Genomic DNA, 26718 nt, shown 5'->3' on the forward strand with positions numbered 1-26718 from the left:
GGCCCGGGAAGACGCTGGGGGCAGGTTCAATCAAATTCTCTCGCACCCACTTCCCGGACTTGTTCCGGGATCCACGCTTCCATCGGCACCGTCAACCGACTGAGGGCGTTTCGGCGTGGGCCCCGGCACGAGGCCGGGGAGTGTTGGGAGGTTAGGACGTGTCCAACAGATCCCGCGCCGCCGCCTCCACGGCCTCGACCGACAGCCCCGTCATCAACGCGCCGGGAGTTCGCCCCACCTCGGCCGACCGCGCCAGCAGGGCCTCGGCACTCTCCGGCGCGCGCACCCAGGCCGTGACCGGTCCAGCCGGCGCGTAATGCGCATCCTTGCTGGGGCCGAACAGGCCCAGGGTCGGCGCACCCGCCGCAGCGGACAGATGCATCAACCCGCTGTCGTTCGCCACCACCAGCCGGCAGCACGCGAAGCACGCCGCCAGAGTCATGAGCGGTGCGCGATCGACCAGATCCAGCAGACGGTCGGCGGGCACCGACGCCAGCACAGGCGCTGCTAGGTCCCGCTCGCCGGGGCCACCGGCCACGAGCACTCGGGCGCCCTCCAGCGGCCCGCCCTCACCGGTCAGCCGGCCGATCAGTTCGGCGAAGCTGTCAGCGGGCCAGGCCTTGGGCGGCCAGTTCGCGGTCGGGGCGACCGCCAGCAGCGGGCGTTCGTCAGTCCCAAGGATTTGCGAAGCCGCCGTCCGGTCCGCCTCGGTCAGCCAGAGCCGCGGCATCAGCGGTGTCGCCAGCCCCAGGGCCTCGGCCATCTGCGTCAGCCGGTGTGCGTCGCCGCGCTGGGTGCGGTAGATTGCCCTCCGTCGCGCCAGCAGAGTCCAGGCTAGGGCCGAGCCGCGCATGTCGATCACCCGGTCCCACCATGTGCCGGCCACTTGCCGCCAGAGCGTCCACCAGTGGCGACCGCCCTTCTCCTTGCGCCAGGAAATCACCCGCTCGACCTGGGGCACGCCTTCGAACAAGGCCGCCGCCACCGGTCCGCAGGCCACCGTCACCCGGGCCTGGGGATGCTCGTCGAACAGACGGGCAAGGACGGCCGTCGACAGAATGGCATCGCCGAGACGGTTCGATGTGATGAAGAGCGTGCGCATGTCCCCCGATAGCGCGCGCGGATAGATCGCGCGAGCCTATTCCGCCCGATCCGAGGTGCTGGGGTTACTCGGCCGCCGACTGCATCGCGCGGACGGGGTGCAGGCCGAGCCGGTCGAACAGAGACAGGGTCCATTTGCGCACCCCGTCGTGGAACAGCTCCCAGCCCTTGACCTGGGCGCGCTTCGGCTGGCCGCCGGGCACCTCCAGACGGTGGCCGCCGCCCATGTTCCAGCGGTGGATCATGTCGATGGTGATCTCGGGATGGAACTGCAGCCCATAGGCCTTGTCGCCATAGCGGAAGGCCTGGTTCGGGAAGGAGTTCGTGCCCGTCGCCAGGAGTTCGGCGCCGGTCGGAATCTCGAAGCCTTCCCGGTGCCACTGGTAGAAATGGGTCGAGTGCTCGAACAGGCCCTCGCGCTCGGCGGCCTCGGTCGGGATCACCTTGGTGTACCCGATCTCGGCATGCTGTTCCGGATGCGGCGAGACGGTACTGCCCAGGGCGCGGGCCAGGATCTGCGCCCCGAGACAGAGGCCGAGATACGGCACGTCCGCGTCCAGGACCCGCTTGGTGAAGTCGATCTCATAGCGGATGCCGTCCAGGCGCTGGCAGTCGTTGGCGCTCATCGGCCCGCCGAAGACGGCGACGCCGGCATAGTCCTTGAGATTGTCCGGCAGGTCGTCGCCGATGCAGGGGCAGCGCCGGTCGAGCCGGTAGCCCCTCTCCTCCAGAAGCTGGCCGACACGGCCCGGGGTGGAGGTCTTCTGGTGAACGACGATGAGAAACCGGTCCGAAGTCATGACTCTCCTTTGCGCAGCAGAAACTCGCGTCCGACCTTCACCCGCGGTTCGCCATCGTAATCGATGATGTCGGCCGTGGCGTAGGTCTCGCTCCACTTGTCAGGGAGATAGGACCCGGTACCGATTACGTCCACCGGCGCCTTGGCCAGGGCCATTACCCGGCACTTCTCCGGACCGAAACCGGAGGAGGCGACGATCCGCACCTTGGGGAAGCCGGCCGCGTCCAGGCGCTCGCGCATGGACCAGATCGCCGCGGCCGACACGCCGGTACCGATCAGCGAGCGCAGCTCGGCCTCGGTGCGGTAGCCTCGGATCGCCTCTGGCGCCTTGCGGTCGAGCACGGCATAAGCCTCGGCGGTATCCAGACCCTCGATATAGCGGCCGCCATGGGTGTCGAGCCGAACCGCGAGCTTGCCCTCGGCCGCCAACTCCGGGAAGCGGCGGGCGACGGCAAGCGCGTCGGTGATCTCCTGGCCGAAATAGTCGACCAGCACGGTCAGGTTCTCGGCCGGGTGGGTCTCGTGGAACATCTCGGCGGCGCGCACGGTGGAACCGGCATAGCCGATCAGGGCGTGCGGCATGGTTCCGAAGCCGCGGTTCTGAGCGAAGTAATGGGCGGTGGCATCGGTCGCGTTGCCGATGAAGCCGACCGCGCCGACCTTGTTCTTCGCCTTGGCCGATCCGACGCTGGCGCCATAGGCCATGATCTCGGCCATCTCGGTGCCCGCGCAGTGCCGGGCGTCCATGGCCAGGAACGCTGTCTTCGGCAGCTCCACGCACATGGTGTAAGCGTTGTAGGCCGCCACGCAGGCCGCACCCAGCTTCTGCAGATACTGGGTCTCCAGATCGACCAGGTGATAGAAGGAGCCGGTGATGTAGAGCATCGGCTCGCCGGCGCCGACCCAGGCCCCTTCCTTGTGCAGGACCTGGATGTCCACCTCCGCCCCGCGCTCGGCCATCACCCATTTCAGCCAGTCGACGGCAAGCCGGGTGGCGCAGGTCACGGGGCGGCGCATGAAGACCGCATAGGTCACCCGCTTGTCGCCGAAGGCGGCGACGCAGTCCTTGGTGCGGGTGAAGTACTTGTCGACATACCCCGACAGGGTATCCGGGGTTGGGTGGCGAAGGGTGGTCGGCCAGCCGTTGCCGGCCGGAGCCATCCGGTCTTCGTCATCCCGCTCGATCGCGCTCATGGAACGTTCCGCCAATCTCAAGGCCTTGGAGAGTAGCGCTTGAAGCGGCACAGGGAAAAGGGGGGATGCGGAACGGCACCCCTCCTCTCCCGATATCGGTCAGCTCGCTGCCTTGAAGGCCTGGGCGCCGATGCCGCCGCGGCGGCGGACCAGCATCTCGCCGACCAGGAAGGCCAGCTCCAGCGACTGGGCGGCGTTCAGACGCGGATCGCAATGGGTGTGATAGCGGTCCGACAGGGCGGCCTCGGTCACACCGGTGGCGCCACCGATGCACTCGGTGACGTCGCGGCCGGTCATCTCGAAATGCACGCCGCCGGCATAGGTCCCCTCCTCCTCGTGCACCTCGAAGAACGAGCGCACCTCGGACAGGATCCGGTCGAACGGCCGGGTTTTGTAGCCGGTGGACGACTTCACGGTGTTGCCGTGCATCGGGTCGCAGGACCACACCACGTGCCGGCCCTCGCGCTCCACCGCGCGGACCAGCGGCGGCAAGCCGTCGCGCACCTTGTCGGAGCCGAAGCGCGCGATCAGCGTCAGGCGGCCCGGGTCGTTGTCCGGGTTCAGCGCGTCGATCAGCCGGATCAGCTCGTCCGGATCCAGGCTCGGACCGCATTTCAGGCCGATCGGATTGTGGATGCCCTTGAAGTACTCGACGTGGGCGCCGTCCAGGTTCCGGGTGCGGTCGCCGATCCAGACCATATGGGCGGCGGTGTTGTACCAGCCCCGGTCGTCGGTGATCGTGTCGCGCCGGGTCAGCGTCTCCTCGTAGTCGAGCAGCAGCGCCTCATGGCTGGTGTAGACGTCGGTCTCGCGGAGCTGGGCCACGCTCTCCGGCGTCACGCCGCAGGCGCGCATGAACGCCAGGCATTCCTCGATCCGGCCGGCGATCTGCTCGAACTTCTCGCCTTCGGGACTCTTCTCCACGAAGCTGAGCGTCCAGCGATGGACCTCCTCCAGATTGGCGAGACCGCCGGTGGCGAAGGCGCGCACCAGGTTCAGGGTCGCCGCCGACTGGTTGTAGACGCGCAGCAGCCGCTCCGGATCGGGGATCCGAGAGGCCTCGTCGAACTCCATGCCGTTGATGATGTCGCCGCGATAGCTCGGCAGCTCGACACCGTCGATCACCTCGGTCGGGGCCGACCGCGGCTTGGCGAACTGACCGGCCAGACGGCCGATCTTCACCACCGGCAGGGCGGCGCCGAAGGTCAGCACCACCGCCATCTGCAGCAGCACCTTCACGGTGTCGCGGATGTTGTCGGCGGAGAATTCGGCAAAGCTCTCGGCGCAGTCGCCGCCCTGCAACAGGAAGGCGTTGCCCGCCGCGACCTCGCCCAGCGCGGCGCGCAGCCGCTGGGTCTCGCCGGCGAAGACCAGCGGCGGAAAGGTGCGCAGGGTCGACAGCACGCCGTCCAGCTTCTCCCGGTCGGGATACTCGGGCACCTGCCGGATCGGCCGGTCGCGCCAGGTCGTCGGGGTCCACTCGGTCGTCATCGCGCCCTCCCTCGGGGGATTGGGTTCTCGAAAGCCTACGTTTGTTTTGCCGGTTTCTAACAGCGCGATGCGTGCACTGGAAGCCGATTCGCGCGGAAATCCGCCCTCAGGCACATCTCGTCGCGTTGCGCGGTGCCCTGGGAGGGGGCATCGTGCTCCCAATCCAACCCTGTGAGGCATTCATGACCGACACCTACCCGCCCGCCAGTTCCGCCATGCATATCGACGACGAGAAGGTCCGGGTGACCGAGTGGACCCTGGAGCCCGGTTCCGCGACCGGCTGGCACAAGCACGAGATGGCTTATGTGATCGTTCCGACCAGCGGCGGTCCGCTGCGCATCGCCACGCCCGACGGCGACGTCGAGGCCGAGATGGTCGTCGGCAAGCCCTATATCCGCCCCGCGGGCGTCGAGCACAACGTCATCAACGACGGTCCCGGAAAGGTCGTCTTCATGGAAGTCGAGCTGAAGGAAGCCGCGTCCGCCTGATGTCCGCGACGGTCCGATGAACGACGGGCTCCCTCCGGACCAGATCCGGCGCCTCGCCGTCACCCGCGCCAACGATCCCAGGGTCCTTCATGCCTGGGCCGGACGCCGGATGGCCGAGGCGCCGCTGGAGGGGCTCAAATGGGCCCGGCGCGCGCGGGTCGCCGATCCGCTCGCGCCGCCGCCCCGCCACCGGGAGGCGCTGGCGCTGTGGACGCTGGGCCGGACCCGGGAGGCCGAGACGGCCGGGCTTCGGGGTCTGCTCCTGGCCCCAGGCGACGGCCCTGCCTTGATCAACTTCGGCAACGCGAAGAAGCGCCACGGCGAGGACGCGCTCGCCCTGCGGCTCTGCGGCTGGGCCCGCGCGGCCGGAGCGCCGGCGCATATGGCCGACATGAACGCCGCCCTGCTCCACCTCCGCCACGGCGATTTCGTCAGGGGCTGGCCGCTCTATCGCGCCCGCCACCGGATGCTCGGGGCCGACCCGGCGACGATCTGGCCGGAACTGCCCGAATGGGACGGCCGCCCGATCGCCGGCCGGCTGCGGCTGATCACCGAGCAGGGGATCGGCGACACGATCATGTTCCTGACCCTGCTCGCCGCGGTCAGGCCGCGAGTCGGCGCGGTGACGCTCCTGGTGACCGCACGCCTGACGGCGCCGATCCAGCGCAGCTTTCCGGACATCCAGGTGATCGCGCCGGATACCGACCGGAGCCTGGGCCCGCTGCCCCCCGCCGAGGCGTGGATCTGCGCCGGCGACCTTCCCGCCGTCCTGGGTCTATCGAACGATGGCCCGGTCCGGCCGGCGCCGTATCTCACGGCGGACGGACACAAGCGCCGAACGCTGCGCGACCGCCTGCAACGGCGCCATCCGGACAAGCGTCTGATCGGGATCACCTGGACCAGCCAGGCGGAAGACGGGTGGCGGCGCACGGTGGCGCCGACGCTCTGGCACGCGCTGTCCGACCTGCCGGACGTGGCCCTGATCTCGCTGCAGTACCGGGCGTCCCGCGGCGACCTGGCGGCCTTCGGCGACCGCCTGGAGGTCGATCACGGCATCGAGCCGTTCGACGATCTCGACGGGTTGACCGCCCTGGTCGCGGCAATGGACGTGGTGGTCTCGCCGCCCAACAACACCGTGCATTTCGCCGGTGCCCTGGGCCTGCCCTGCCATGTGATGCTGCCGGTCGATCCGGACTGGCGCTGGGGCCTGGGGCGGGAGGACTCGCTCTGGTATCCGCGGACACGCCTCTTCCGGCAGCAGCGCGACGGGGACTGGGCGCCGGTGGTCGCGAGGGTGGCAACGGCGCTGCGGCACTGGCCCGACCGGACGGTGAAGTCGGACAGCTAACGTAGGGACATCACCAGCCCGGAAACGAACTCGGCCACCTTGCCCAGGGGCAGGACGGTGTCGGCGCCGCCGTTCTCGAAGGCGGCCCGCGGCATGCCGTACACCACCGAGGTCGCCTCGTCCTGCGCCACCGTGCGGGCTCCCGCCTCGCGCATCGCCAGCAGCCCGTCGGCCCCGTCCCGACCCATGCCGGTCAGCACCACGCCGATGGCCCGCTTGCCGAGCTGCTCGGCGGCGGACAGCATCAGCACATCTACCGCCGGACAGTGGCCGCCGAAACGGCTGGCCTCGCCGGACCGCGTCCAGATGCCCCGGCTGTCCTTATGCAGGCGAAGCTGCCGGCCGCCGGGTGCCACCACCGCCAGGCCGGCACGCAGCGGCAGATCGTCCTGCGCCAGGGACACATCCATCGGCGAAGACCTGTCGAGCCGCGCCGCGAAATCGCCGACATAGGCTTCCGGCATGTGCTGGACGACGACGATGGGCGGGCTGCTGCGCGGGGTCTTGGACAGTACCGCCAGCAGGGCGTCGGTCCCGCCGGTCGAGGCGCCGATGCAGATCACCACGCCGAGATAGGGTGCGCCCGGCGCCACGGGTCGAGGCGCGGCGGGCGGCCGAACCGTCTGCGCGGCGGCGATCGGCTTGGGCGCCTCGGCACCCTTCGGCCCCTGCACCGCCTCGGCCCGGTGCAGCATGTCGGCGATCCGAGGCGCGGCCGAGGCAAGCTGTGCCCGGATGTCCAGGTCCGCGACCTTGACGGAGAGAGCCCCCGCGGCACCGAGCGCCAGCAGGGCCGGCGACCCGTTGTCGCCCACGGTCACGAACACCACCGGCCGGCCGGCGGCGATCGCAGCATCGACCGCCGGCTTCAGGATTTTGGCGTCGCCGTCGGCCCCGGCGATCAGCACCGCGTCGGCACCCGCCATCCGGTCGGGCGTCGCCCGGATCGGGGTGACGGCGGCCACCTCGCCCAGGCTGTGCAACGCGGTGAGCGTCTCGGATACCGCCTTGCGCAGCAGGGGATCCGCCGCGACGACCACAACCCGCAGGGCACTCATGACTTCACTCTTTTACGGAAAATCGCCGGGCGCAGCTGATCGAGATACTTGCGCGCGAACTCGGCATCGTCGGTATGGCCGATCAGCAGATATCCGCCCGGCGCCAGAAGATGGTTGAGCGACTGAACCAGCCGTTCGCGGGTCGGCGCATCGAAATAGATCATGACGTTGCGGCAGAAGATGACATGAAAGCCGCCGCGCAGGGCGGTCATCGGCCCGACCAGATTGAGCCAGCGGAACATCACGTCCTCTCTGACCTCTTTGATAACCCGGTAGCTGTCGTCGTCCACGGGCTGAAGATAGGCCTCGCGCCAAGCCTGGGGGATATGGCGAAAGGTCTCCGACCGGTACACCCCTTCGGCGCCGCGCTGCAGGGAGCGCTTGGCGATGTCGGTGGCGAGGACCCCGGCATCCAGGTCCTTGTAATGGGCGCCGTAGAAGCTTCGCATCGCCATGGCGATGGAATAGGCCTCCTCCCCGGCCGCCGCAGCAGCACTCCAGATCCGCAGGTCCCGGGACCGCTCCCGCCGCAGCCGCTCGGTCAACTCCGGCAAGGCGACGGTGGTGAGGAACTCGAAATGCGCCGGTTCGCGGTAGAAGTAGCTGTGGTTGGTGGAAAGCTGCTCGACGATGTCGATGAACAGGTCGCCGTTGCTCTCCATCTCGGCCGATCGCAGCAGGGTCTCCAGATCCCGGTGGCCGGTCCGCTCCATAAGGGTGCGCAGGCGCGAATTCAGGAAACTTTCCGCGTTATCCGGCAGAACGATGCCGAACCGGGAATGCGCAAGCCGTCGGAAGCTCTCCAGCTCCACGCCCTCGGCCTCAATACTTCCCGAAATTACCGGAGGTGATGGCGTCATCGGTCTCCGGCTCGTCGTCCTCGACATCGACCGGAGCAGTGGCCCTCTTGCGCGGTGTCGGGGCGACCTCGACGGTGCCGCCGCCATTCGCGTCGAGCTTGAACTGGGCCATGGATTTCTGCAGGTCGTTGCCCTGCCCGGCGATGGAGGCGGAGGTCGCCGCCATCTGCTGGGCGGCGGCGGCGTTCTGCTGGACCACCGCGTTCAGACGGTGGATGGCCACGTTGATCTCGTCCGCGCCCACCGACTGTTCGTCGCTGGCGGCGCTGATGCCCTGCACCAGATCCTTCACCCGGGTGATCTCCGGCAGCAGGTCGGTCAGCAGGCGGTTGGTGTTCTCCGCCGCCTCGCGGCCGTCGGCCGAGGCGTCCTGGATCTCGCTGGCCGCCTGCTTGGAGATCTCCGCCAGGCGCGACACCTCGGAGGCCACCACCGCGAAGCCGCGCCCGTGCTCGCCGGCCCGCGCCGCCTCGACCGAGGCGTTCAGGGCCAGCAGCTCGATCTTGCGGGTGATCTCCTCGACCACGAGGATCTTGGCGGAGATGTCCTTCATCGCCGCGGCGGTCTGGGTCATCGCGTCGGCGCAGCGACCGGCCTCGACCGCCATCCGTTCGGAGACCTTCTCGGTCTCCTCGGAATTCTTGGCGTTCTGCCGGATGCCGGCGGTCATCTCCTCCATGGCGGCGGAGGTTTCCTGGATGCTGGACGCCTGATCGTTGACGCCGTCGGACACTTGGCGCGCGGTCTGGCGCAGCTCGTTGCTGCCGGTGGTGATGCCGTTGCCCACCGACCGGATGGTGCCGAGGATGCCGATCAGGCTTTCCTGCATATGGCCGAGCGCCGAGAGCACCCTGCCGATTTCGTCCTTGGCGTTGGTCTTGCTGATCTGGACCGTCATGTCGCCCATGGCGAAGCGGTCGACCGTCGCCACCGCATTGGCGAGCCGGCTGCGGATGCGCAGCGCCATGGTGATTCCGATCAGCAGCGACACGGCGCCAATCAGGACGGCGGCGATGATCAGATGCTGGATCACATCCCGCTCCGACTCCTGAATCATCGCGACGGAGTCCGAGGTCATCTGATCGACCCTGTGGACCATGTTGTCGAGCGCTGCCATCAGCCGTCCCTGGAGGCCTTCGATCTCCTCCATCTTCGGAGCGAGGGTGGACAGCCGGGGAATGCGGGCACCGGCCGCGCTGACCAGCGCGCGGTACTGGGTGATGACTCGATTGGCGATGCCGGCGATCTGTTCGCGGAGCTGGCGGATCTCCCGCAGGTTCTCCTTCAGGCTCGCATAGAGGGCCTCGCGCTCGTCGGTCTGCGCCATGGCGGCGTCGAGAATGGCTTCGATCTGCGACAGTTCGGCGTCAACCGTTTGGGAATAGCTCTGGAACTTCTTGAGATACTCCTCGCCGAGATCGCCGCGTCCCTGCCCGGATACCGCGATGGCGACATGCAGGGCGAGTTCCTGCTGGAGCTGGGCTTCGACCACCTTCGACGCACTTTGCGCGATCGGGGTTTCGGTCGACGCGATATGGTCGACCTGTTTGGCGACCATCGAGAGAGACAGGATCGTATAACCGGCAAACGCGAAAAGCGCCGCAGTCATGAACACCACAAGCGCAATCAGCTTTGTGGAGATATTGCTCAGCATGTGTCTTCCCCCGATCGACCGGCCAGGCCCGCTTCCAAGACCCTATTCTGACCGCTGGCAGGAAAAGCGCAATTAGTGCTTTGATTCCGAGGCTTGGCGGGGCCGGTCGAGGAGTCCCGCGCAGCCTCCGCCGCCACCACTCCGCGAATCACTCGGAGGCCGGCCAAGCGGCCAGCACGACCACGATCACCATGGACAGGGCCATCAGCTTGTTGATGACCGACTGGGTGCGCGGCGAAAGATCGAGCCGCTTCAACGACACGCCGGCCCACAGCCAGGTCAGATGCACCGGCACCCAGATCAGGTTGATGATCGCGAACTTGATCGCGATCTCCAGCGCCGGATCCTCCGCCATGAAGTGGAAGCCGGAAAACAGGGTGGTGTTCACCGCGTAGGATTTCGGATTGATGAGCTGCAGGCCGATGCCGCCGAGGATGCCCGGCGCGCTCTTGCGCTCGATGAAGGCGACCCGCGATCCGGCCCAGCCGATGCGGAAGGCCAGATACAGCAGATAGGCGAGCGAGGCGTAGAGCAGGGTCGGGCCGATCACCGGATGGGCCAGCACCACCGCCGCGATCCCCGTCACCACCAGCAGGGCCGCCAGATTGGTCCCGATATTCAGGCCGACCAGGAAGCGGATGCCCGGTCCCGCACCGAAGCCGGCACCGATGCCGGCCGTCGTCAGCACCCCGATCCCCGGCGTGATGATCAGGAAGAACAGGGCGACGGCGAAGGTGAGCATGGACGGGTCCGCAGGCGGGCAGGACGCTCAGACTAGCATGCAGAAAGCCGGAACCGGCAACCGAGACGGGAGGCTCACATTCCGCCACTCACCCGCAAGGTCTGGCCGGTGATCCATTCGGCGTGGTCGGAAGCGAAGAACAGCACGGCGTTGGCGATGTCGGTGGGGGTGCCGATCCGACCCATGGGGATGCTCTTGACCAGGGCTGCCTGTCCCTCCTCCCCATAGGACTTCCATTGGCGGACATAGTCCGGGCTGGTCGGCATGAAACCCGGCGCGACCGAGTTCACGGTGATGCCGAACGGATGCACCGGCGTGGCCGCCAGCGGGTCGGTCAGGGCATCGTAGTAGGAGCGGATCCAGACCTTGTCATAAGTGAAGCCGTCCTCCTTCGGCCGCTCGAGGGCCAGATCAGCACGCAGTTGGTCGCCGCCCTCTCGTCCACCTTACCGGTCGTGAGGACCCTGCCATAGGCATCAGCGCTTTAAAGCCGGTCAGAGACTGAATTTCCCATCCAGCCGCCGACGTCCTACGGTTGAGGCGGCAAACCGGTCGCCCTGCGCCGGGAAAAAGCACGAGGGAGGCGAGGCGATGACCATCCGGGCGGTGGACTGCCACATGCATATTTTCGGCGACCAGAGGGACTATCCGTTCGCCGAACCGCGCAGCTATACCGTGCCGCCAGCCGGGATCGACGCCTATTGGAAGGCCGTGGCGGAGACCGACATCGACCGCGTCGTGGTGGTTCAACCGAGCGCCTACGGGACCGACAACCGCTGCACGCTCGATGCGCTGGATGCGGTCGGCGATGCGGCGCGCGGCGTGGCGGTGATCGATGCGGACAGGGTCAGCGACACCGACCTCGCGACCCTCCACGCCCGGCGGGTGCGCGGGGTGCGGGTCAACCTGCGCTCGGTTCGGGCGGCGGCGGCTCCGGTCGACGCGGTCCTGCCGAAGCTCGACCGCCTGCTGTCCGGCAGTGCCTGGCACATCCAGGTATTCTGCGATGCCTCGGTGCTGGCCGATCTCGCCGCGATCCAGCCGACGCTGAGCGTGCCGCTGGTGCTCGACCATTTCGGCGCGATCGATCCGCTCAACCCCGACCGGCATCTGGCCGACATGCGCCGGCTGCTGGACGGCGGCGCCTGGGTGAAGCTCTCCGGCTCCTACCGGATCTCCACCGGCCCCGACGGCGCGGGCGTGGCCGACCTCGCCCGCGCGATCCACGCCATGGCGCCCGACCGGATGGTGTGGGCCAGCGACTGGCCGCATACGCCGAAACATTCCGGTGCCACCGCTTCCGTCGATACGATGCTGTCCTATCAGCCGCTCGACACCGCTGGCCTCTACCATGCGGTGGCCGACTGGTTCCCCGAGGCGGAGACCCGCCGGCAGATCCTGCAGGACAATCCGGCCCGGCTCTACGGATGGGACGACTGACGGCGCGCGGATCGCGTCTTCCCTTCGCACCTGCAACATTCCATCATTGCGGATCGCCGCTTCCGATCCGGGATCACGCCCATGCGCCAAGTCACCGTCGCCGCCGCCCAGCTCGGACCCATCGCCCAGGAGACGGCGCGCAAAGCGACGGTGCACCGGCTGATCGGGCTGATGCAGACCGCGAAAGGCCGGGGCGCCGACCTGATCGTCTACCCGGAACTGGCGCTGACCACCTTCTTCCCGCGCTGGTATTTCGAGGACGAGGCCGAACTCGACCGGTTCTACGAACGGCAGATGCCCGGGCCGGAGACCGAACCGCTGTTCGAGGCCGCCCGGGACCTGGGGATCGGCTTCCATCTCGGCTACGCGGAGCTGACCGCCGACGGCACCCGGTTCAACACCGCCATCCTGGTGGACAAAACCGGGTCGATCGTCGGGAAGTACCGCAAGATCCACCTCCCCGGCCATGCTGAGCACGAGCCCTGGCGGGCCTTCCAGCACCTGGAGAAGCGGTATTTCGCGCCGGGCAATCTGGGCTTCCGCGTGTTCGACGCTTTCGGCGGGCGCATCAGCATGGCGATCTGCAACGACCGGCGCTGGTCGGAGACCTACCGGGTGCTCGGCCTGCAGGGCGCGGAGATGGTGCTGATCGGCTACAACACGCCGATCCACAACCCGCCCGCGCCGGAGCACGACCGGCTGTCCTGGCACCATAACGAACTGGTGATGCAGGCCGGCGCCTATCAGAACGCCACGTTCGTGGTCGGTGTGGCCAAGGCGGGCGTGGAGGAAGGGGTGCACCAGATGGGCGGCAGCCTGATCGTCGCCCCGACCGGCGAGACCGTCGCCCAGGCGGTGACCGAAGAGGACGAACTGGTCGTCGCCACCTGCGACCTCGACCTGTGCAAGTCCTATCGCGACAGCGTCTTCGCCTTCGAGCGCCACCGGGAGCCGGGCGCCTACGGCCTGATCACCGGCACCAAGGGGCCAGTAACGCCGGAAGAGGCCAGGCGGATCGACCCGGCGCTGGCCCGCCCCGACGACTGAGCGTCAGTCGCGGTCGGGGGCGCCCAGCGGGAACAGGTTGCGGTAGGGCCGGGCCTCCTCGACCGCCCGGGCATAGGCCGGACGGGCCAGCAGCCGGGCGCGATAGGCCCGCAGCACCGGATAGCTGTCGGAGATCCGGTGCACCCAGTCGGCGTAGAACAGCGACGGCGACGCTGCGCAATCCGCCAGGGTGAAGGCATCGCCCGCGGCCCATTCCCGGCCCGCCAACGCGTTTTCCAGCCAGGCGTAGGACCGCTCCAGCTTCTCTTCGGCCAGCGCCTGTCCGTCGCGGGCCCGGTCTTCCAGGCCGGTCAGCGCGCCGTTCACCGCGTGCTGGGCCGCCTCCATGACATGCAGGTCAAAGAACCGGTCCAGGAACCGGACCTCCAGCGCTGTCTTGGGTTCGTCCGGCAGGAAGCGCACGGGGCCGGGGTGATTCTGGTCGAGGTATTCGATGATGATGCTGGTCTCGGCGACCGTGCGATCCCCGTCCACCAGAACCGGAAACTTCCGGATCGGCCAGAGGCGCAGCCAGTCGGCGGTGTTGTCCCGTTGGTCCGGCCCGACACCGCGGAAGTCGAAGGGCGTGTCGTTCTCGTACAGGGCGAGGAGGACCTTCTGCGTATAGGACGAGAAGCAATGACCGTAGACGATGAGCGGCATGGCTTGCCTTTCCCCTGACCACTTGTATTTTGCAACTGGATGACCCTAGCGAGACCAATTGCATTCTGCAAGCGGTCTGAGAAAGGACGAGCATTGGCGCAGGAACGGCGGTCCGGCTGCCCGATCAATCTGACCCTCGAACAGCTCGGCGACCGCTGGAGCCTGATCGTCATCCGCGACGTGATGTTCGGGAACCGGCGCAGCTATGGCGACCTGCTGAGCGGCAATCTGGAAGGGATTGCGTCCAACATTCTGGCGGACCGTCTGAAACGGCTGGCGGCCAGCGGCCTGCTCACCCGCGTTTCCGATCCGCGCCACCGGCAGAAACACATCTACAGCCTGACCGAAGCGGGCATTCAGCTCGTGCCGGTGCTGGCGCAGATGGCCGCCTGGGGACTGGCTCATACCAACCCCACGGCCGTGCTCTCGGCCCGCGCGAAGCTGCTGGTCGACGGTGGGCCGGAAGTGTGGAAGGCGCTGATGGACGAATTGCGCCACCTGCACCTTGGCGCGCCGAAGCCACAGCGTTCGGTGCTCGACGATGCCCGGGCGGCCTTTGCGGCTGCCCAGGCGCTGGAAGCCCCGGCGTCCTGAGGCTCAGGCCGCCCGCGGAACCCGGCGGACGGGGCGCTTCACCGGGGTCGGGGTCTCGAACCGGCGCCAGCTGGCGATCAGACGACGGCCCGAGCGATAGACATGTTCGCGCGCCAGATGCTCGGCCCGCGCCCCTTGCCGGTCGGCGATCGCCTCGAAGATCTCCAGATGGTCGGAGTAGGACTCGATCAGCGTGTCCAGGTCGTGCCAGCGGAACTTGACCGCCTGCAACTGGGGGATCGACCGGGACTTGCCGATCAGGTCCCGCAGATGCCGGTTGTCCGCCGCCTCGAAGATCGCCTCGTGGAACGCCTCGTTCAGACGCGACCAGGAATCCCGGACGTCCTCGTTCCATTCCTGCGCGTCGCAGAGTGCCTCTGTCTCCGACAGGACCTTGTGCAGGACGCCACGATGGTGATCGGGTAGACCGCGCTCGGCCACCGTGCGGGCGGCCAGCCCCTCCAGCACCGAACGGGCGGCATAGACGTCCTCCACGTCCTGGACCGTATAGCGGCGGACGACGTAGCCGCTATTCGGCACGTAATCCAACAGCCCCTCGGCCGCCAGCACGCCCAGCGCGCCGCGTACGGGGGTCCGGGACACGCCGAGCGTGTTGGAAATATCCACTTCGTTCATCCGCGCGCCCGGCTTGTAGCTTCCGTCGAGCACGCCGTCCCGCAGTATGCGGGCGACGGATTGTCCGCGTGTTGCCATCGACTGTTCCATCCCAACCATGGACCGTCCGTTGCCGGCGGCCCCATTTCTCCGACTTGAACGGGAGAGCCGCTCAGGCCGAAACCCGGCGCACGCCCCCGCGCCGGTCGTTGTACCGGCTCCCGTCATATACCATTTCCGGCCCACGTTAGGTAGCGTTCACACTGTTTCCGTCAAGGCATATTGCATCCAATGTCCAACGGGCGCATGGATACACCGTCCAGCCGGAAAGCCGGCGCCCTCGCCAGAAAGCCCGTCTACGTGTCAAGCGACCCCCAGGTCAACGCCCGGCTCGACCCCAGTTCCTCGTCCCGTTTCTTCCATACTTTCAATGTATTGAAGACCAGCATCGAGCGTATTTCAGCACCGGGAAGAACCGCATTCGGCGCGCTGTCCCCCAATGCGCGCGGGGCCGTCTGGATCGTCGTCGCCGGCTTCTTCTTCACCCTCATGACCGCGTTGATCAAGCAGATCGGTGATACAATCCCGGTGGTGCAGATCCTGATGTTCCGGCAGATCACCATGACCTGCACGGTCCTGCCGGTGCTGATCTCCGGCTATCCCGGAATTCTGAAGACCAATCATCTGGCCCTGCACCTGACCCGCGTCTGCATGGCGGTGATCGCCATGACCTGCGGATTCACCGCCTTCGTCCACCTGCCCCTGGCCGACGCGACGGCGCTCAGCTTCGCCAAGAGCCTGTTCGTCACCCTGCTCGCCCTGGTCTTCCTGCACGAAGTGGCGGGACCGAGGCGCTGGTTCGCCGTACTCCTGGGCTTCGTCGGCGTGCTGGTGATGGTCAAGCCCGACGCCGACGGCTTCAACATATACTCCCTGCTGGCTGTGGCCGGGGCCGCCGCGGCAGCCTGCGTCATGGTGATCATCCGCAAGGTCTCGCAATACGACCGGCCGGTGACGATCCTGAGCTATCAGGCGATCCTGGTGGGGGTGATCATGATCGTGCCGACGGCCTATTTCTGGGTAACGCCGACCCTGGAGCAATGGGGCATCATGTTCGCCATCGGCCTGCTGTCGGTGATCGGCCAGCTCTGCAACATTCAGGGCTTCAAGGAAGGCGAGGCCTCCGCCGTGGCCCCGATGGACTATTCGCGACTGGTTTTCGCGACGATCCTGGGCTTTGTCATCTTCCTGGAACTTCCCGATGTTACGACCTTGGTGGGCGCGGCGCTGATCTGCGCTACCTCCTTCTACACGGTGCGCGCCGAACAGCGGGCCGCCCGCAAGCGCAAGGCCGAGACGCAGGCCTGACCCGAACCGTCCTGATCGGTTGGGCCATGAACATCTGGACACAAACAGATGTCGATTTGCGAATTGTATCCAATTCCTGCCGAGTCTACCGTTCTCTCTGACAGGGACCTTCGGTGCGCCAACGCGCGTGCCTTGCTTCAGGGAGACACACCATGGATGACGACGCCCTCCGCCGTCAGTACGACGGTCTGATCGAACGCTCGGGCCTGAGCATTCCGCAGGACCGCGAGCAGACCATGTTCAATGCCTATAAGCAGGTACAGGCCTGGACCGACGTGGTGCGCAGCCGCAAGCCGGCGGCGCTGGAGCCCGCCAACGTCTTCGCCTACCAGACCGTCAGCCGTCTGTCCGACGGCGGGAAAGGCGGTGTGGTATGAGCGCGCTGCTGGACCTGTCCATCGCCGAGCTCGGCCGCGGGTATCGCGACGGCTCGGTCTCCCCGGTCGCCGTGACCGAAGCCGCGCTTGAGCGGATCGAAGCGACCAACGACGCGCTCCACAGCTTCAACACCGTCACCGCCGACCTGGCCCTGGCCCGCGCCGCCGCCGCCGAGACGGAACTGGCGGCCGGGACCGATCTTGGACCGATGCACGGTGTGCCGTTCGGGGTGAAGGACATCTACAACACCGAGGGCGTGCTCACGACCTGCCAGTCCCACCTGCGCTCCGAGTTCGTACCGGACGCCAATGCCCATTCCGTCCAGCTCCTGCTCGACGGCGGGGCGGTGATGCTGGGCAAATGCGCCACCATCGAGTTCGCCACCGGCGCCCCGAACGACGAGACCTTCTTCCCACCGGCGCGCAATCCCTGGAACCTCGAGCACATCCCCGGCGGCTCCTCCTCCGGCTCCGGGGCGGCGGTGGCCGTGGGCATCACGCGCATGGCACTCGGGTCCGACACCGGTGGCTCGATCCGGGGTCCCGCCGCCCTGTGCGGCACGGTGGGCATGAAGCCGACCTATGGCCGGGTGAGCCGGCGGGGCGTGTTTCCGCTCTCCTACACCATGGACCATTGCGGCCCGCTGAGCTGGAGTGTGGAGGATTCCGCGATCGCGCTGACCGTGATGGCGGGTTTCGACCCGCTGGACCCGGCCTGCGCCGATGTTCCGGTGCCGGACTACACCGCCGTCCTGAACAAAGGCGTGGCCGGCAAGAAGATCGCCTTCGTGGAGCACTGGATCGAGGAGGAAGGCACCGCCGACCCGGAAGCGGTCAAGGCCCTGCACACCGCCCTCGACGTCCTGCGCTCGGAAGGGGCCACGGTGGAGACCGTGCAACTCTCCCCCTACGACCTGTACCAGGCCTGCGCCCGCCTGCTGGTGCTGCCGGAATGCTACGCCATCCACGAGCACGACCTGATCGAGCGGCCGGAACTCTACGGCCGGCCGACCCGGGAGCGGCTGATGGCCGGCGCTTTCGTGCGCGGGTCCGACTATGTGGAGGCCCTGCGGGTGCGCCGCGAGCTGGCGATCGAGGTGAACAACGTGATCCTCGGCCAGTACGACGCCCTGATCGCGCCGTGCTCGGTGGTCACCGCCGGCCGGTTCGACAGCCTGGGCGACGATCCGATGAAGCTGTCGGGCATGATGACCCAGCCGTTCAACGTCACCGGCAGCCCGGCCATGTCGGTCTGCACCGGCTACCACAGCAACGGTCTGCCGCTGTCCATGCAGATCGTCGGCAAGGCGTTCGACGAGGCGACGGTGTTCCAGGTCGGCGCCGCCTATGAGGCCGCCACCGAGTGGCGCAAGCACCGGCCGTCCATGCTGGCGGCGCGGGCCGCGGCGGCGGAGTGAGGGATCAGGCGGGGGGCGGCTTCGGCCGCCCTTCGCCGTGCCCCTCGCTGCGATAGACGACCCAGGTGCTGGCGAGCACCAGCGCGGACCCCGCCAGCACCACCGGCCCCGGCCAGTCGCCGAACGCGAAGAAGCCGATCAGCAGGGCCCAGATCATCTTCGAATAGTTCATCGGCGCGATGGTCGCCGCCGGCGCATGGAACAGGGCGCGGGTCGTCATGTACTGCGCCCCGCCCGAGGCCAGGCCCATGGCGATCAGCCCGGCGACCTGCAGCGGCGTCGGTGTCACCCACACCGACGGCAGCAGCGGGATCACCATGGCCGAGGACAGGGCCATGAACAGGAAGACGATGGTCATGGTGCTGTCGTGCTTGCTCAGATGCCGCGCGACCAGGGTACCGAAGGCCGCGAGGATCGTGCCGCCGAGGCTGTAGACGGCCCCCGCGCGGATCACGTCGCCGCTCGGCTGCACCATGAACATCACCCCGGCGAAGCCGACCGCGACGGCGGCCCATTTCACCCACCCCACCCGCTCCCCCAGCAACGGCGCCGACAGCGCGGTGATGATCAGCGGCGACGCGAAGTTGATCGCCGTCGCGTCGGCCAGCGGCAGCAGCTCATAGCCGGCGAAGATCAGGCCGATGCCGCCTGACATGAGGGCGGCATGCAGCAGATGCCAGTGCGGCAGGCGGGTGCGCAGGGAGCGGCGGCGGGTGACGAACAGGATCACGATGCCCAGCGGCACCATGGCGAAGAAGTTCCGGAAGAACATGATCTGCACGACCGGAAACAGCTCGGTCTGCGCCTTGACCACGCCGTTCAGGATCGAGAACAGCAGAAGGCCGACCAGCATCAGCAGGATGCCGCGCCGGCCATCAGGCTGGACCGTATCCGCCGCCTGAGCGGGGTCGGCGGTCGCCATGAATAAGGACTCCGTCAGTAGGTGGCGAAGATCCGCTCGATCTCGGCCGGTTCGCTGGTCACCGCCAGGGCGAAGGCCAGCAGGATGCGGGCCTTCTGCGGGTTGAGGTTGTCGGCGATGAGGAAGCCGTTCTCCTTGAGCTTGGTGCTCTTGAAGGTGCGCCCGCTGCCGGCTCGGCTGGATTGAACCACGGTGATGCCCTTCTCCACCGCCTCCTTCAACGGCTCTTCGTCGCCAGGCCCGCAGAAACCCGGCGCGAAGCCGGCCGACACGATGCCCTTGGCCCCGGCCTCGATGAAGGCGCGGGCCGCCGTGCCGTCGGACCCGCAATAGGCATAGACGATGTCCACCCGAGGCAGGCTGTCCATCGTCCGGATGTCGAACTCGGTGTCCGGCGCATGGCGGCGCAGCGGCTTGCGGTAGAAGGCGACCGCATCTCCGTCCGCATGGCCGAGGCAGCCGAAATCGGGGCTGCGGAAGGTCTGCATCCGGTAGGTGGAGGTCTTGGTCACCTCGCGGGCGGACTGGATCTCGTCGTTGAGCAGGGTCATCACGCCCATGCCTCTGGCCTGCGGGCTCGCCGCCGTGCGGATGCCGTTGACCAGGTTGAACCCGGCATCGGTCGACAGCGCGCTGGACGGCCGCTGGGAGCCGATCACCACCACCGGCAGGTCGGTCTTGACCGTCAGATGGAGCACGTAGGCCGTCTCCTCCAGCGACGCGGTGCCGTGGGTGACCACGAAGCCGGCGAGGTCCGGATTGGCCGCCGCCACCTCGTCGATCTTGAGCACCAGCTCCTTCCATTCGGCGAAGCCCATGGACGGGCTGGGAATGGCGCGGAACGGCACCACCACCACATCCGCCACCAGATTCACCTCGGGGAATAGCTCCAGGATCTTATCGACCTCGAGCATGGTGTTGTTGGCCCCGTAGTCGAGGATATCGAGGGGACCCTTGCCGATCGACGCGATGGTGCCGCCGGTGCCGATCACTGCGACCTTCGGCTTGCTCATTCGGCGGCCACCTGCGCGACGCCGGCATTCTTGTGCAGGATGTCGACCAACTCGTCGGTGCTGAAGATATCGCCGAAGGTCAGGTAGAAATTGGACAGCGCCGCGTTGTGCTCCATGTCGGTCACCGCGGCGTTGCCGTCGGTCACCATCACGACCTTGTAGTTCAGCATCATCGCATCGCGTGCCGAGGACTCGCAGCACACATTGGTCACCGTGCCGGTGATCAGCAGGGTGTCGATGCCCTCGGCCTGCAGGATTGCGTGGAGCTCGGAGGAGCCCTCCACGAAGGCGGAGTAGCGGTTCTTCAGGACTTTGCGGTCGCCCTCCTTCACGTCGAGCTCGGCCCAGAGCTGGTGCCCGATCCCGCCCGGCGACATGGACTCGATCCGCTTGGCGACCTTGGCCGGCGGGGTCATCGCGTGCAGGTTCGACCAGCTCTCCAGACAGGTCTCGTCATGGGTGTTCTGGATCCAGTAGACCTGCCCGCCGGTGGCGCGCACCGCCTCCGCCAGCTTGTTGACGTTCGGCACGATGGCCCTGGCCTGGACGCAGAGCGCATGGGCCACGTCGTCCATCATGAAGCCGTTCTGCAGGTCGATGACGATCAGCGCGGTCTTCGACGGGTCCAGATTGGCGTGCGGATGGGGCGTGCCCAGGCGGGCGGTCACCGCGTCGATGACCCGCTGCGGTATCTCGGTCTTGTTCATCATGTCGGCCTCCCTGACGGCGGAATTCCTGATGGGGATTATTCGGTTGGCATCATTCGGCGGGGACGAGTTCCTTCTGGCGCACGGTGTCCGGCGCCACCTTGATGCAGCGCGCCATGCGGCCGGCATCGAAGATCACCTCCGGCGGCAAGGCGGCGGTGCAGGCGGGCTCGGCGTATTTGCAGCGCGGGGCGAAGGCACAGCCCGGCGGCATGGCACGCAGGTCGGGCGGAGACCCGGGGATCGCCTCGATATCCTTGCCGCGCATGTTGCCGTGCACGGTGGAGGACAGCATGCCCTGGGTGTAGGGGTGCTTGGGATTGCGCAGCACATCCGTCACCGTCCCGGTCTCCACGATCCGGCCGGCATACATGACGGCCACCCGGTCGGCGATCTCCGCCGCCACGCCCAGGTCGTGGGTCACGAAGATCACCCCCATGCCCATCTCCGCCTGGATCTTGCGCAGCAGAATCAGCACCTGGATCTGCACCGTGGCGTCCAGCGCCGTGGTCGGCTCGTCGGCCAGCAGCAGCTTCGGGCGGCAGGACAGGGCCATGGCGATCATCGCGCGCTGACGCAGGCCGCCGGACAGCTCGTGCGGGAAGGCTTTCAGCCGCCGCTCGGCCGAGGGAACCTTCACCAGTTCCAGCAGCTCCAGCGCCCGTTCCATGCCCTGGTCATAAGTGCAGCCCTCGTGGCGGCGGACGGTCTCGGCGATCTGGTGGCCCACGGAGTAGACCGGGTCCAGCGCCGTCATCGGCTCCTGGAAGATCATGGAGACGAGGCCGCCGCGCAGGTCGGACAGCTCCTTGCCCTTGAGCGACAGCACGTCCTTGCCGTCGACCTCCACGGTGCCGGTGATACGGGTGCGGCGCTCGGGCAGCAGCCGCATCAGGGCGCGCATGCTGACGCTCTTGCCCGACCCGGACTCGCCGATGATGCAGAGCACCTCGCCCGGATCGAGGGTCAGGTTCACGTCGTTCACCGCGCTCACCGTGCTCTCGCGGGTCACGAACTTCACGTTGAGGTCCTGAAGGCGGACCAGCGGGGTCTTGGCCATGTCGGTCATCGCGCTGTCCTCCTGCTCAATCGCCGCCGGCCATGGCGGTGAGAGACGGTTTCGGGGTCGGCGGAACCGGCACGCCGGCGGCGGCGGCGGAGTGGCCGGAATTCGGCACGAACATGTGGCAGGCCGTGACATGGGCCTCCGCCGACAACCATTCGCCCAGGATCGGCCGCTCGATCTCGCAGATCTTCTCCGCGTGCTTGCAGCGGGTGCGGAAGCGGCAGCCCGAGGGCGGGTTGATCGGGTTCGGCGGATCGCCGACCAGCGGCGGCTCCTCGATCCGGTCCTCCGGATCCATGGACAGCCGCGAGGCCAGCAGGGCCTGGGTGTAGGGATGCTTGGGGTTCTCGTAGATCTCGTCCACCGGACCGATCTCGACCACCTCGCCCAGATACATCACCAGGACCCGGTCGCTGACATACTGGACGACGTTCAGGTCGTGGGAGATGAAGACGTAGGTCAGGTTGAAATGCTGCTTGAGATAGCGCAGCAGGTTCAGCACCTGGGCTTCCACCGACTTGTCGAGGGCGGAGACCGCCTCGTCCAGGATCACCACGCGGGGCTCCAGCACCAGGGCGCGGGCGATGTTCACCCGCTGCTTCTGGCCGCCGGACAGCTCGTGCGGATAGCGCGGACCGAACAGGTTCGGATCCAGCCCCACCTTGGTCAGCAGTTCGCGCGCCGCCTCCTTGGCTTCCGCCTCGCTCGCCCCGTGCACCCTCTTGCCGTAGGAGATCGAGTCCTCGATGGGCATGCGGGGGTTCAGCGACGAGTAACTGTCCTGGAACACCATCTGCATCAGCCGGCGCATGTCGCGCACCAGCAGCCCGTCCTTCTCCCCGACCGCGTCGCCGTCGAAGATCAGCTCGCCGCTGTCCGGCTCGATCAGGTGCATCAGCAGCCGGGCGAGGGTCGACTTGCCGCAACCGGACTCGCCGACCACGCCCAGGGTCTCGCCCTTCATCACCGTGAAGCTCACCCCGTCCACCGCTCGGACATGGCCGACGGTGCGGTTCAATACGCCGCCGGTAATGGGAAAGTGCTTCTTCAGCTCCCGGGCGATCAGCATCGGCTGACGTTCGCCGCCGCGGTCGCGGGCGTCCTTGCGGTCGACCGGGCTCAGCGCCGGCGCCTTTCGGGTCTCGTCCGTCATGGTCATCGGCTTGCTCCCTACAGTCGGACATCCATGGCCGCGCGCAGTCCGTCGCTGACCAGGTTGAAGCAGATGGAGGTGATCAGGATCGCCACGCCCGGGATCGCGCAGACCAGCGGGTTGATGTAGATCGCCTGGCGCAGGGTGTTCAGCATGAGGCCCCAGTCCGGCTCCGGCGGGGTGACGCCGAGACCGAGGAAGGACAGGCCCGAAGCGAGCAGGATGCTCACGCTCACCATGCTGGAGGAGTAGACCAGGATCGGCCCCAGCACGTTGCCCAGGATATGGACGCGGATGATGCTGAGGGTGCCCGCCCCTGTGGCCCGCGCCGCCTCGACGAAATCGAGGTTGCGGACCTGGGAGGTGGCCGTCTCCGCCACCCGGCACAGCGGCGGGATGAAGACCAGGGTCAGGGACAGCATGCCGTTGACGACGCCGCCGCCCATCGCGCCGGAAATGGCGACCGCGAGCAGGATCGACGGGAAGGCATAGAACACGTCCACCATGCGCATGATCATCATGTTGGTCCGCCCGCCGACGAAGCCGGCGACGATGCCGAGCGTGCCGCCGATCAGGGTCGCCAGCAGCACCGGAACGATGCCCATGGTGAGCGAGATCCGCCCGCCATAGAGCAGGCGCGAGAGGATATCGCGCCCCAACTCGTCGGTGCCCAGGATGAAGTCCTTGTAGCCGATCGGCTTCAGACGGTTGATCAGGCTGCTCTGGTAGGGATCCATCGGCGCCAGCAGCGGCGCGAAGATCGCCGATAGAAGGATCAGCAGGACGACCGCCCCGAAGAACAGGGTCAGATAGTCGTAGCGCAGCCGGTATCCGACATTCTGCCAGTAGCTGCGCACCCGGACCGCCGGCGCCCCCTGGGCGGCGACGGCATCGGCTTCGGACATGGTGATGTTGGCCATGGCTCTTCCCTCCTTCCGCTCAGCTGCGCTTCAGGCGCGGGTCGACCATCGTCTGCAGCAGATCGATGACCAGGTTCGTGGCGACGAAGATCATGGCGAGCACCAGGATCGTGCCCTGCAGCACCGGCAGGTCGCGGGTCAGGATCGCCTTGTTCAGCAGGAACCCGGTGCCGGGCCAGGTGAAGATCGTCTCGACCAGGATCGACCCGCCCATCAGGTAGCCGAACTGCAGACCCATGACGGCAAGCACCTGGGGCATGCAGTTCTTGATGACGTGGAAAAGGATCTCGCGCTCGTTCAGCCCCTTGGCCCGCAGGGTCTCCACGAAGTCCTGGTTCAGGATCTCGGCGACCGCCGCCCGGGTCGTGCGGGTGATGATGCCGATCGGGATCATCGACAGGGTGACCATCGGCATCAGCAGATGGCGGAAGTGGTTCCATTCCCAGAAATTGAAGTCGTCGGAGCCGCGCGGCCCCATCCCGGTCGCCGGCAGCACGTTCAGCTCGACGGCGAAGATGATCACCAGCACGATGCCGAGCCAGTAGTTGGGAATGCTGACGCCGATCACGGCGATGCCGGTGACGCCGCGATCGACCGGACCGCCGGCGTGATAGCCGGCCACAAGACCCATGACGAAGGCCAGGCTGAAGGCGACGATCACCGCGCCGGCGGCGAGCAGGATGGTGTTGCCGAGAGCCTTGAACAACTCGTCGGTGACCGCCCGGCCGGTGGCGATGGAGTTGCCTAGATCGCCGGTCAGGACCTTGCCCAGCCAAATCGCGTATTGGACGGGGATCGGCTTGTCGAAGCCGTAGGCCTTCTTGACCATGGCGATGGTCTCGGCGCTGGCGTCCTCGGGAAGCAGGGTGTTCAGGGGATCGCCCGGCGCGATGTAGACCAGCGCGAAGCAGACGATGCTGACACCGAGCGCAATGGGGATCGCGTAAAGCAGGCGGCGCAGAATATAGGCGGTCATCTGGGGGTCCCTTCAGCTCGGAGATGCCTCTGGCGAGGGAGGTCCGGCCGGCCCCGGGTGGGCGGGCCGGCCGGACCGGACTTGGTCGGGGCTTACTCGACCACGATCGGGGTGAGGTCCTGGAACCAGCTCTGGGCCTGGACAAAACCCTTCACGTTCGGGGCGATGGCGCGCGGGTTGACGTCATGGGCGACCATCAGCATCGTCGCGTCGTCCACCATCAACTCGTGCAGCTTGGTCAGTTTCTCCATCCGCGTCTTCGGATCGAAGGAGGCGTAGATCTCGTCGATCACGGTATCGACCTCGGGGTTGGTATAGTGCCCCCAGTTCGAGCCCTTCGGCGCATGCTGCTTGCTGTAGACGTGGCGGATCAGGGCGCTGAACGGATCCTGCAGGGCACGGCTGATGTTGATGCCGTCGATCTGCGGGTTCTTCTCACGACCCGGACGGCCGACATCGAGCAGCGCGTTCCAGTCCATGACGTCCAGGGTGGTGTCGAAGCCGACCGCGTCGAGCTGGCTCTTCACCAGTTCGTTCATCGGCAACGGCTGCATCTGACCGGAACCCGAGGTGGAGATCGCCAGGGTGATCTTGCACGGGTAGCAGCCGGCTTCCTTGAGCAGCGCGGTCGCCTTCTCCGGGTCGTACTCGTAGACGTATTCGGGCTTGCCGTAGTACGGGGTCGACGGCGGCACGATGCCGTAGCCCTCGATCATGTAGCCGCCGAGCAGTTCCTTGAACTCAGGCCGGTTCAGCGCGTAGTTGGCGGCCCGCCGAACCTTCACGTCCTTGAAGGCGCCATCGACGAAGTTGAGCTGGTACGACCAGTTGTGCGGATACGGCGCCGTGACGATGTTCATGCCGGCGGATTCCAGACGCGGAATGGTGTCCGGCGAGGGCGCCTCGATGAAGTCGACCTGGCCCGACAGCAGGGCGGCGGCTCGGGTGGTCGCCTCCGGCATCGGGATCAGGACCAGACGGTCATGCTTCGGGATGCGGTTCGGGTCCCAGTAGTCGGGATTCTTGACCAGCTCCAGGCGCTCCTGCGCCACCATGCTCGAGAACTTGTACGGGCCGGTACCCGACGGATCGACCGAATACTTCTCGTAGTCGTTGCCGAGCTCGGTGAGCTTGCAGCGGCTGATCATGAACCAGTAGGAAAGCTGGTAGGGGAACAGCGCATCCGGCTGCTTGGTGATGAAGGCGACCGTGTGGTCGTCGATCACCTCGACCTTGTCGATGATGCCGGTTCGGTTGCGGATGTCGGCGAACTGCTTGGCGTTGAACTGCGGCGCCTTGTCGTCGGAGACGCGGGCGAAGTTCCAGGCCACGTCCTCGGCGACGAAATCGCAGCCGTCATGCCACTTCACGCCTTCGCGCAGCTTGACGATCCAGCGGGTGTGGTCGTTGGGATCGATGTCCCACGAGGTCGCCAGACCCGGCTTGATATCGGCCGCGGTCTCGCCCTGGGACAGGTCCCACAGCGTCAGCGTGTCATAGAGGTTGTAGCCGACGAAACGGTAGCCCTCGAACCCCTGGTCGGGCTGGCCGATGGTGATCGGAATGTCGCCTGCCGTCATGGCGACGCGAAGCACGGACTCCGCCGACGCGGGAAGCGCCGAAAGGGCCAGCCCGGCAGACACGGCGAGCGCCGATGCCAGTGTCTTGATGTTACGCATTGTGAAGCCTCCTTGCGTGTACCCG

General features: G+C 67.2%; 27 protein-coding genes. 8 read left to right on the forward strand and 19 right to left on the reverse strand.

Annotated elements, in window-relative coordinates:
* Positions 1–151: 151 nt before the first annotated feature.
* The 4 genes from T8K17_RS21745 to T8K17_RS21760 form a co-directional block, all read right to left on the reverse strand.
* A complete protein-coding gene (locus tag T8K17_RS21745) occupies positions 152–1102 on the reverse strand; it encodes a glycosyltransferase family 9 protein (protein ID WP_322331828.1) in 951 nt (316 codons plus the stop codon).
* A 64-nt stretch (positions 1103–1166) separates the two neighbouring features.
* A complete protein-coding gene (locus T8K17_RS21750) occupies positions 1167–1901 on the reverse strand; it encodes a glutamine amidotransferase-related protein (protein ID WP_322331829.1) in 735 nt (244 codons plus the stop codon).
* Positions 1898–3094 (reverse strand): nicotinate phosphoribosyltransferase, encoded by a 1197-nt coding sequence (locus T8K17_RS21755; RefSeq protein ID WP_416153146.1) that lies wholly within the window; start codon positions 3092–3094, stop codon positions 1898–1900. The genes T8K17_RS21750 and T8K17_RS21755 overlap by 4 nt, the downstream gene beginning before the upstream one ends.
* Positions 3095–3193: 99 nt before the next feature.
* Positions 3194–4585 carry a class II 3-deoxy-7-phosphoheptulonate synthase gene (locus T8K17_RS21760; RefSeq protein WP_322331830.1) on the reverse strand — a complete coding sequence of 464 codons (1392 nt, stop codon included), beginning with the start codon at positions 4583–4585 and terminating at the stop codon, positions 3194–3196.
* A gap of 182 nt (positions 4586–4767) precedes the next feature.
* Here T8K17_RS21760 and T8K17_RS21765 point away from each other — a divergent pair, with 182 nt between their 5' ends.
* Together T8K17_RS21765 and T8K17_RS21770 are read left to right on the forward strand one after the other, a co-directional pair.
* On the forward strand, positions 4768–5073 hold the full coding sequence (locus T8K17_RS21765) for a cupin domain-containing protein (protein WP_322331831.1): 306 nt from the start codon (positions 4768–4770) through the stop codon (positions 5071–5073).
* 16 nt (positions 5074–5089) lie between these two features.
* Positions 5090–6421: a hypothetical protein gene (locus T8K17_RS21770; protein WP_322331832.1), complete on the forward strand. Its 1332-nt coding sequence runs from the start codon at positions 5090–5092 to the stop codon at positions 6419–6421.
* Here T8K17_RS21770 and T8K17_RS21775 read toward each other — a convergent pair.
* The 5 genes from T8K17_RS21775 to T8K17_RS21795 all read right to left on the reverse strand — a co-directional run bounded on the left by T8K17_RS21775 (position 6418) and on the right by T8K17_RS21795 (position 11046).
* Positions 6418–7479 (reverse strand): CheB methylesterase domain-containing protein, encoded by a 1062-nt coding sequence (locus T8K17_RS21775; protein ID WP_322331833.1) that lies wholly within the window; start codon positions 7477–7479, stop codon positions 6418–6420. The two genes, T8K17_RS21770 and T8K17_RS21775, sit on opposite strands and share 4 nt — an antisense overlap.
* A complete protein-coding gene (locus T8K17_RS21780; protein ID WP_322331834.1) occupies positions 7476–8339 on the reverse strand; it encodes a protein-glutamate O-methyltransferase CheR in 864 nt (287 codons plus the stop codon). The genes T8K17_RS21775 and T8K17_RS21780 overlap by 4 nt, the downstream gene beginning before the upstream one ends.
* A complete protein-coding gene (locus T8K17_RS21785; protein ID WP_322331835.1) occupies positions 8302–9993 on the reverse strand; it encodes a methyl-accepting chemotaxis protein in 1692 nt (563 codons plus the stop codon). The genes T8K17_RS21780 and T8K17_RS21785 overlap by 38 nt, the downstream gene beginning before the upstream one ends.
* A 148-nt stretch (positions 9994–10141) precedes the next feature.
* The gene (locus T8K17_RS21790; protein WP_322331836.1) at positions 10142–10735 is read right to left on the reverse strand and encodes a hypothetical protein; all 594 of its coding nucleotides are present in this window, start codon (positions 10733–10735) and stop codon (positions 10142–10144) included.
* Positions 10736–10809: 74 nt separating this feature from the next.
* On the reverse strand, positions 10810–11046 hold the full coding sequence (locus T8K17_RS21795) for an SDR family NAD(P)-dependent oxidoreductase (protein WP_322331837.1): 237 nt from the start codon (positions 11044–11046) through the stop codon (positions 10810–10812).
* 280 nt (positions 11047–11326) lie between these two features.
* On the opposite strand from T8K17_RS21795, the gene T8K17_RS21800 reads away from it, so the two are divergent.
* Positions 11327–12175, forward strand: a complete 849-nt coding sequence (locus tag T8K17_RS21800; protein ID WP_322331838.1) for an amidohydrolase family protein — start codon at positions 11327–11329, stop codon at positions 12173–12175.
* Between the two features lie 81 nt (positions 12176–12256).
* Positions 12257–13222, forward strand: coding sequence for an N-carbamoyl-D-amino-acid hydrolase (locus tag T8K17_RS21805; protein WP_322331839.1), 966 nt, complete (start codon positions 12257–12259; stop codon positions 13220–13222).
* A gap of 3 nt (positions 13223–13225) precedes the next feature.
* Here T8K17_RS21805 and T8K17_RS21810 read toward each other — a convergent pair whose 3' ends face one another.
* A complete protein-coding gene (locus tag T8K17_RS21810; RefSeq protein ID WP_322331840.1) occupies positions 13226–13885 on the reverse strand; it encodes a glutathione S-transferase family protein in 660 nt (219 codons plus the stop codon).
* A 93-nt stretch (positions 13886–13978) separates the two neighbouring features.
* Here T8K17_RS21810 and T8K17_RS21815 point away from each other — a divergent pair, with 93 nt between their 5' ends.
* A complete protein-coding gene (locus T8K17_RS21815) occupies positions 13979–14479 on the forward strand; it encodes a helix-turn-helix domain-containing protein (protein WP_322331841.1) in 501 nt (166 codons plus the stop codon).
* A gap of 3 nt (positions 14480–14482) precedes the next feature.
* Here T8K17_RS21815 and T8K17_RS21820 read toward each other — a convergent pair whose 3' ends face one another.
* The gene (locus T8K17_RS21820; RefSeq protein WP_322331842.1) at positions 14483–15193 is read right to left on the reverse strand and encodes a GntR family transcriptional regulator; all 711 of its coding nucleotides are present in this window, start codon (positions 15191–15193) and stop codon (positions 14483–14485) included.
* A gap of 261 nt (positions 15194–15454) precedes the next feature.
* On the opposite strand from T8K17_RS21820, the gene T8K17_RS21825 reads away from it, so the two are divergent.
* The 3 genes from T8K17_RS21825 (at position 15455) to T8K17_RS21835 (ending at position 18257) form a co-directional block, all read left to right on the forward strand.
* The gene (locus tag T8K17_RS21825) at positions 15455–16462 is read left to right on the forward strand and encodes a DMT family transporter (protein ID WP_322331843.1); all 1008 of its coding nucleotides are present in this window, start codon (positions 15455–15457) and stop codon (positions 16460–16462) included.
* 152 nt (positions 16463–16614) lie between these two features.
* Entirely contained in the window at positions 16615–16839 is a 225-nt protein-coding gene (locus T8K17_RS21830; RefSeq protein WP_322331844.1) for a hypothetical protein, read from the forward strand.
* Positions 16836–18257 (forward strand): amidase, encoded by a 1422-nt coding sequence (locus tag T8K17_RS21835; RefSeq protein ID WP_322331845.1) that lies wholly within the window; start codon positions 16836–16838, stop codon positions 18255–18257. The genes T8K17_RS21830 and T8K17_RS21835 overlap by 4 nt, the downstream gene beginning before the upstream one ends.
* Before the next feature lie 4 nt (positions 18258–18261).
* Here T8K17_RS21835 and T8K17_RS21840 read toward each other — a convergent pair whose 3' ends face one another.
* The 8 genes from T8K17_RS21840 to T8K17_RS21875 form a co-directional block, all read right to left on the reverse strand.
* Complete coding sequence (locus T8K17_RS21840) at positions 18262–19179, reverse strand: DMT family transporter (RefSeq protein WP_322331846.1); 918 nt, start codon at positions 19177–19179, stop codon at positions 18262–18264.
* 14 nt (positions 19180–19193) lie between these two features.
* Entirely contained in the window at positions 19194–20192 is a 999-nt protein-coding gene (locus tag T8K17_RS21845) for an asparaginase (RefSeq protein WP_322331847.1), read from the reverse strand.
* Entirely contained in the window at positions 20189–20902 is a 714-nt protein-coding gene (locus T8K17_RS21850; protein WP_322331848.1) for an isochorismatase family cysteine hydrolase, read from the reverse strand. Before T8K17_RS21850 ends, T8K17_RS21845 begins: the two co-directional genes overlap by 4 nt.
* A gap of 49 nt (positions 20903–20951) precedes the next feature.
* Positions 20952–21968 carry an ABC transporter ATP-binding protein gene (locus T8K17_RS21855; protein ID WP_322331849.1) on the reverse strand — a complete coding sequence of 339 codons (1017 nt, stop codon included), beginning with the start codon at positions 21966–21968 and terminating at the stop codon, positions 20952–20954.
* Positions 21969–21984: 16 nt separating this feature from the next.
* On the reverse strand, positions 21985–23124 hold the full coding sequence (locus tag T8K17_RS21860) for an oligopeptide/dipeptide ABC transporter ATP-binding protein (protein ID WP_322331850.1): 1140 nt from the start codon (positions 23122–23124) through the stop codon (positions 21985–21987).
* Between the two features lie 11 nt (positions 23125–23135).
* Positions 23136–24038, reverse strand: a complete 903-nt coding sequence (locus tag T8K17_RS21865) for an ABC transporter permease (RefSeq protein ID WP_322331851.1) — start codon at positions 24036–24038, stop codon at positions 23136–23138.
* Between the two features lie 19 nt (positions 24039–24057).
* On the reverse strand, positions 24058–25014 hold the full coding sequence (locus T8K17_RS21870; RefSeq protein ID WP_322331852.1) for an ABC transporter permease: 957 nt from the start codon (positions 25012–25014) through the stop codon (positions 24058–24060).
* 92 nt (positions 25015–25106) lie between these two features.
* Positions 25107–26693, reverse strand: a complete 1587-nt coding sequence (locus T8K17_RS21875) for an ABC transporter substrate-binding protein (protein WP_322331853.1) — start codon at positions 26691–26693, stop codon at positions 25107–25109.
* Between the last annotated feature and the right edge of the window lie 25 nt (positions 26694–26718).

The organism is Thalassobaculum sp. OXR-137, assembly GCF_034377285.1.
GTDB lineage: Bacteria > Pseudomonadota > Alphaproteobacteria > Thalassobaculales > Thalassobaculaceae > Thalassobaculum.

Coding starts and splice junctions, on each gene's coding strand:
- T8K17_RS21745 (WP_322331828.1), bottom strand. CDS start 1,102: ATGCGCACGCTCTTCATCACATCGAACCGTCTCGGCGATGCCATTCTG.
- T8K17_RS21750 (WP_322331829.1), bottom strand. CDS start 1,901: ATGACTTCGGACCGGTTTCTCATCGTCGTTCACCAGAAGACCTCCACC.
- T8K17_RS21755 (WP_416153146.1), bottom strand. CDS start 3,094: ATGAGCGCGATCGAGCGGGATGACGAAGACCGGATGGCTCCGGCCGGC.
- T8K17_RS21760 (WP_322331830.1), bottom strand. CDS start 4,585: ATGACGACCGAGTGGACCCCGACGACCTGGCGCGACCGGCCGATCCGG.
- T8K17_RS21765 (WP_322331831.1), top strand. CDS start 4,768: ATGACCGACACCTACCCGCCCGCCAGTTCCGCCATGCATATCGACGAC.
- T8K17_RS21770 (WP_322331832.1), top strand. CDS start 5,090: ATGAACGACGGGCTCCCTCCGGACCAGATCCGGCGCCTCGCCGTCACC.
- T8K17_RS21775 (WP_322331833.1), bottom strand. CDS start 7,479: ATGAGTGCCCTGCGGGTTGTGGTCGTCGCGGCGGATCCCCTGCTGCGC.
- T8K17_RS21780 (WP_322331834.1), bottom strand. CDS start 8,339: ATGACGCCATCACCTCCGGTAATTTCGGGAAGTATTGAGGCCGAGGGC.
- T8K17_RS21785 (WP_322331835.1), bottom strand. CDS start 9,993: ATGCTGAGCAATATCTCCACAAAGCTGATTGCGCTTGTGGTGTTCATG.
- T8K17_RS21790 (WP_322331836.1), bottom strand. CDS start 10,735: ATGCTCACCTTCGCCGTCGCCCTGTTCTTCCTGATCATCACGCCGGGG.
- T8K17_RS21800 (WP_322331838.1), top strand. CDS start 11,327: ATGACCATCCGGGCGGTGGACTGCCACATGCATATTTTCGGCGACCAG.
- T8K17_RS21805 (WP_322331839.1), top strand. CDS start 12,257: ATGCGCCAAGTCACCGTCGCCGCCGCCCAGCTCGGACCCATCGCCCAG.
- T8K17_RS21810 (WP_322331840.1), bottom strand. CDS start 13,885: ATGCCGCTCATCGTCTACGGTCATTGCTTCTCGTCCTATACGCAGAAG.
- T8K17_RS21820 (WP_322331842.1), bottom strand. CDS start 15,193: ATGGCAACACGCGGACAATCCGTCGCCCGCATACTGCGGGACGGCGTG.
- T8K17_RS21830 (WP_322331844.1), top strand. CDS start 16,615: ATGGATGACGACGCCCTCCGCCGTCAGTACGACGGTCTGATCGAACGC.
- T8K17_RS21835 (WP_322331845.1), top strand. CDS start 16,836: ATGAGCGCGCTGCTGGACCTGTCCATCGCCGAGCTCGGCCGCGGGTAT.
- T8K17_RS21840 (WP_322331846.1), bottom strand. CDS start 19,179: ATGGCGACCGCCGACCCCGCTCAGGCGGCGGATACGGTCCAGCCTGAT.
- T8K17_RS21845 (WP_322331847.1), bottom strand. CDS start 20,192: ATGAGCAAGCCGAAGGTCGCAGTGATCGGCACCGGCGGCACCATCGCG.
- T8K17_RS21850 (WP_322331848.1), bottom strand. CDS start 20,902: ATGATGAACAAGACCGAGATACCGCAGCGGGTCATCGACGCGGTGACC.
- T8K17_RS21855 (WP_322331849.1), bottom strand. CDS start 21,968: ATGACCGACATGGCCAAGACCCCGCTGGTCCGCCTTCAGGACCTCAAC.
- T8K17_RS21860 (WP_322331850.1), bottom strand. CDS start 23,124: ATGACCATGACGGACGAGACCCGAAAGGCGCCGGCGCTGAGCCCGGTC.
- T8K17_RS21865 (WP_322331851.1), bottom strand. CDS start 24,038: ATGGCCAACATCACCATGTCCGAAGCCGATGCCGTCGCCGCCCAGGGG.
- T8K17_RS21870 (WP_322331852.1), bottom strand. CDS start 25,014: ATGACCGCCTATATTCTGCGCCGCCTGCTTTACGCGATCCCCATTGCG.
- T8K17_RS21875 (WP_322331853.1), bottom strand. CDS start 26,693: ATGCGTAACATCAAGACACTGGCATCGGCGCTCGCCGTGTCTGCCGGG.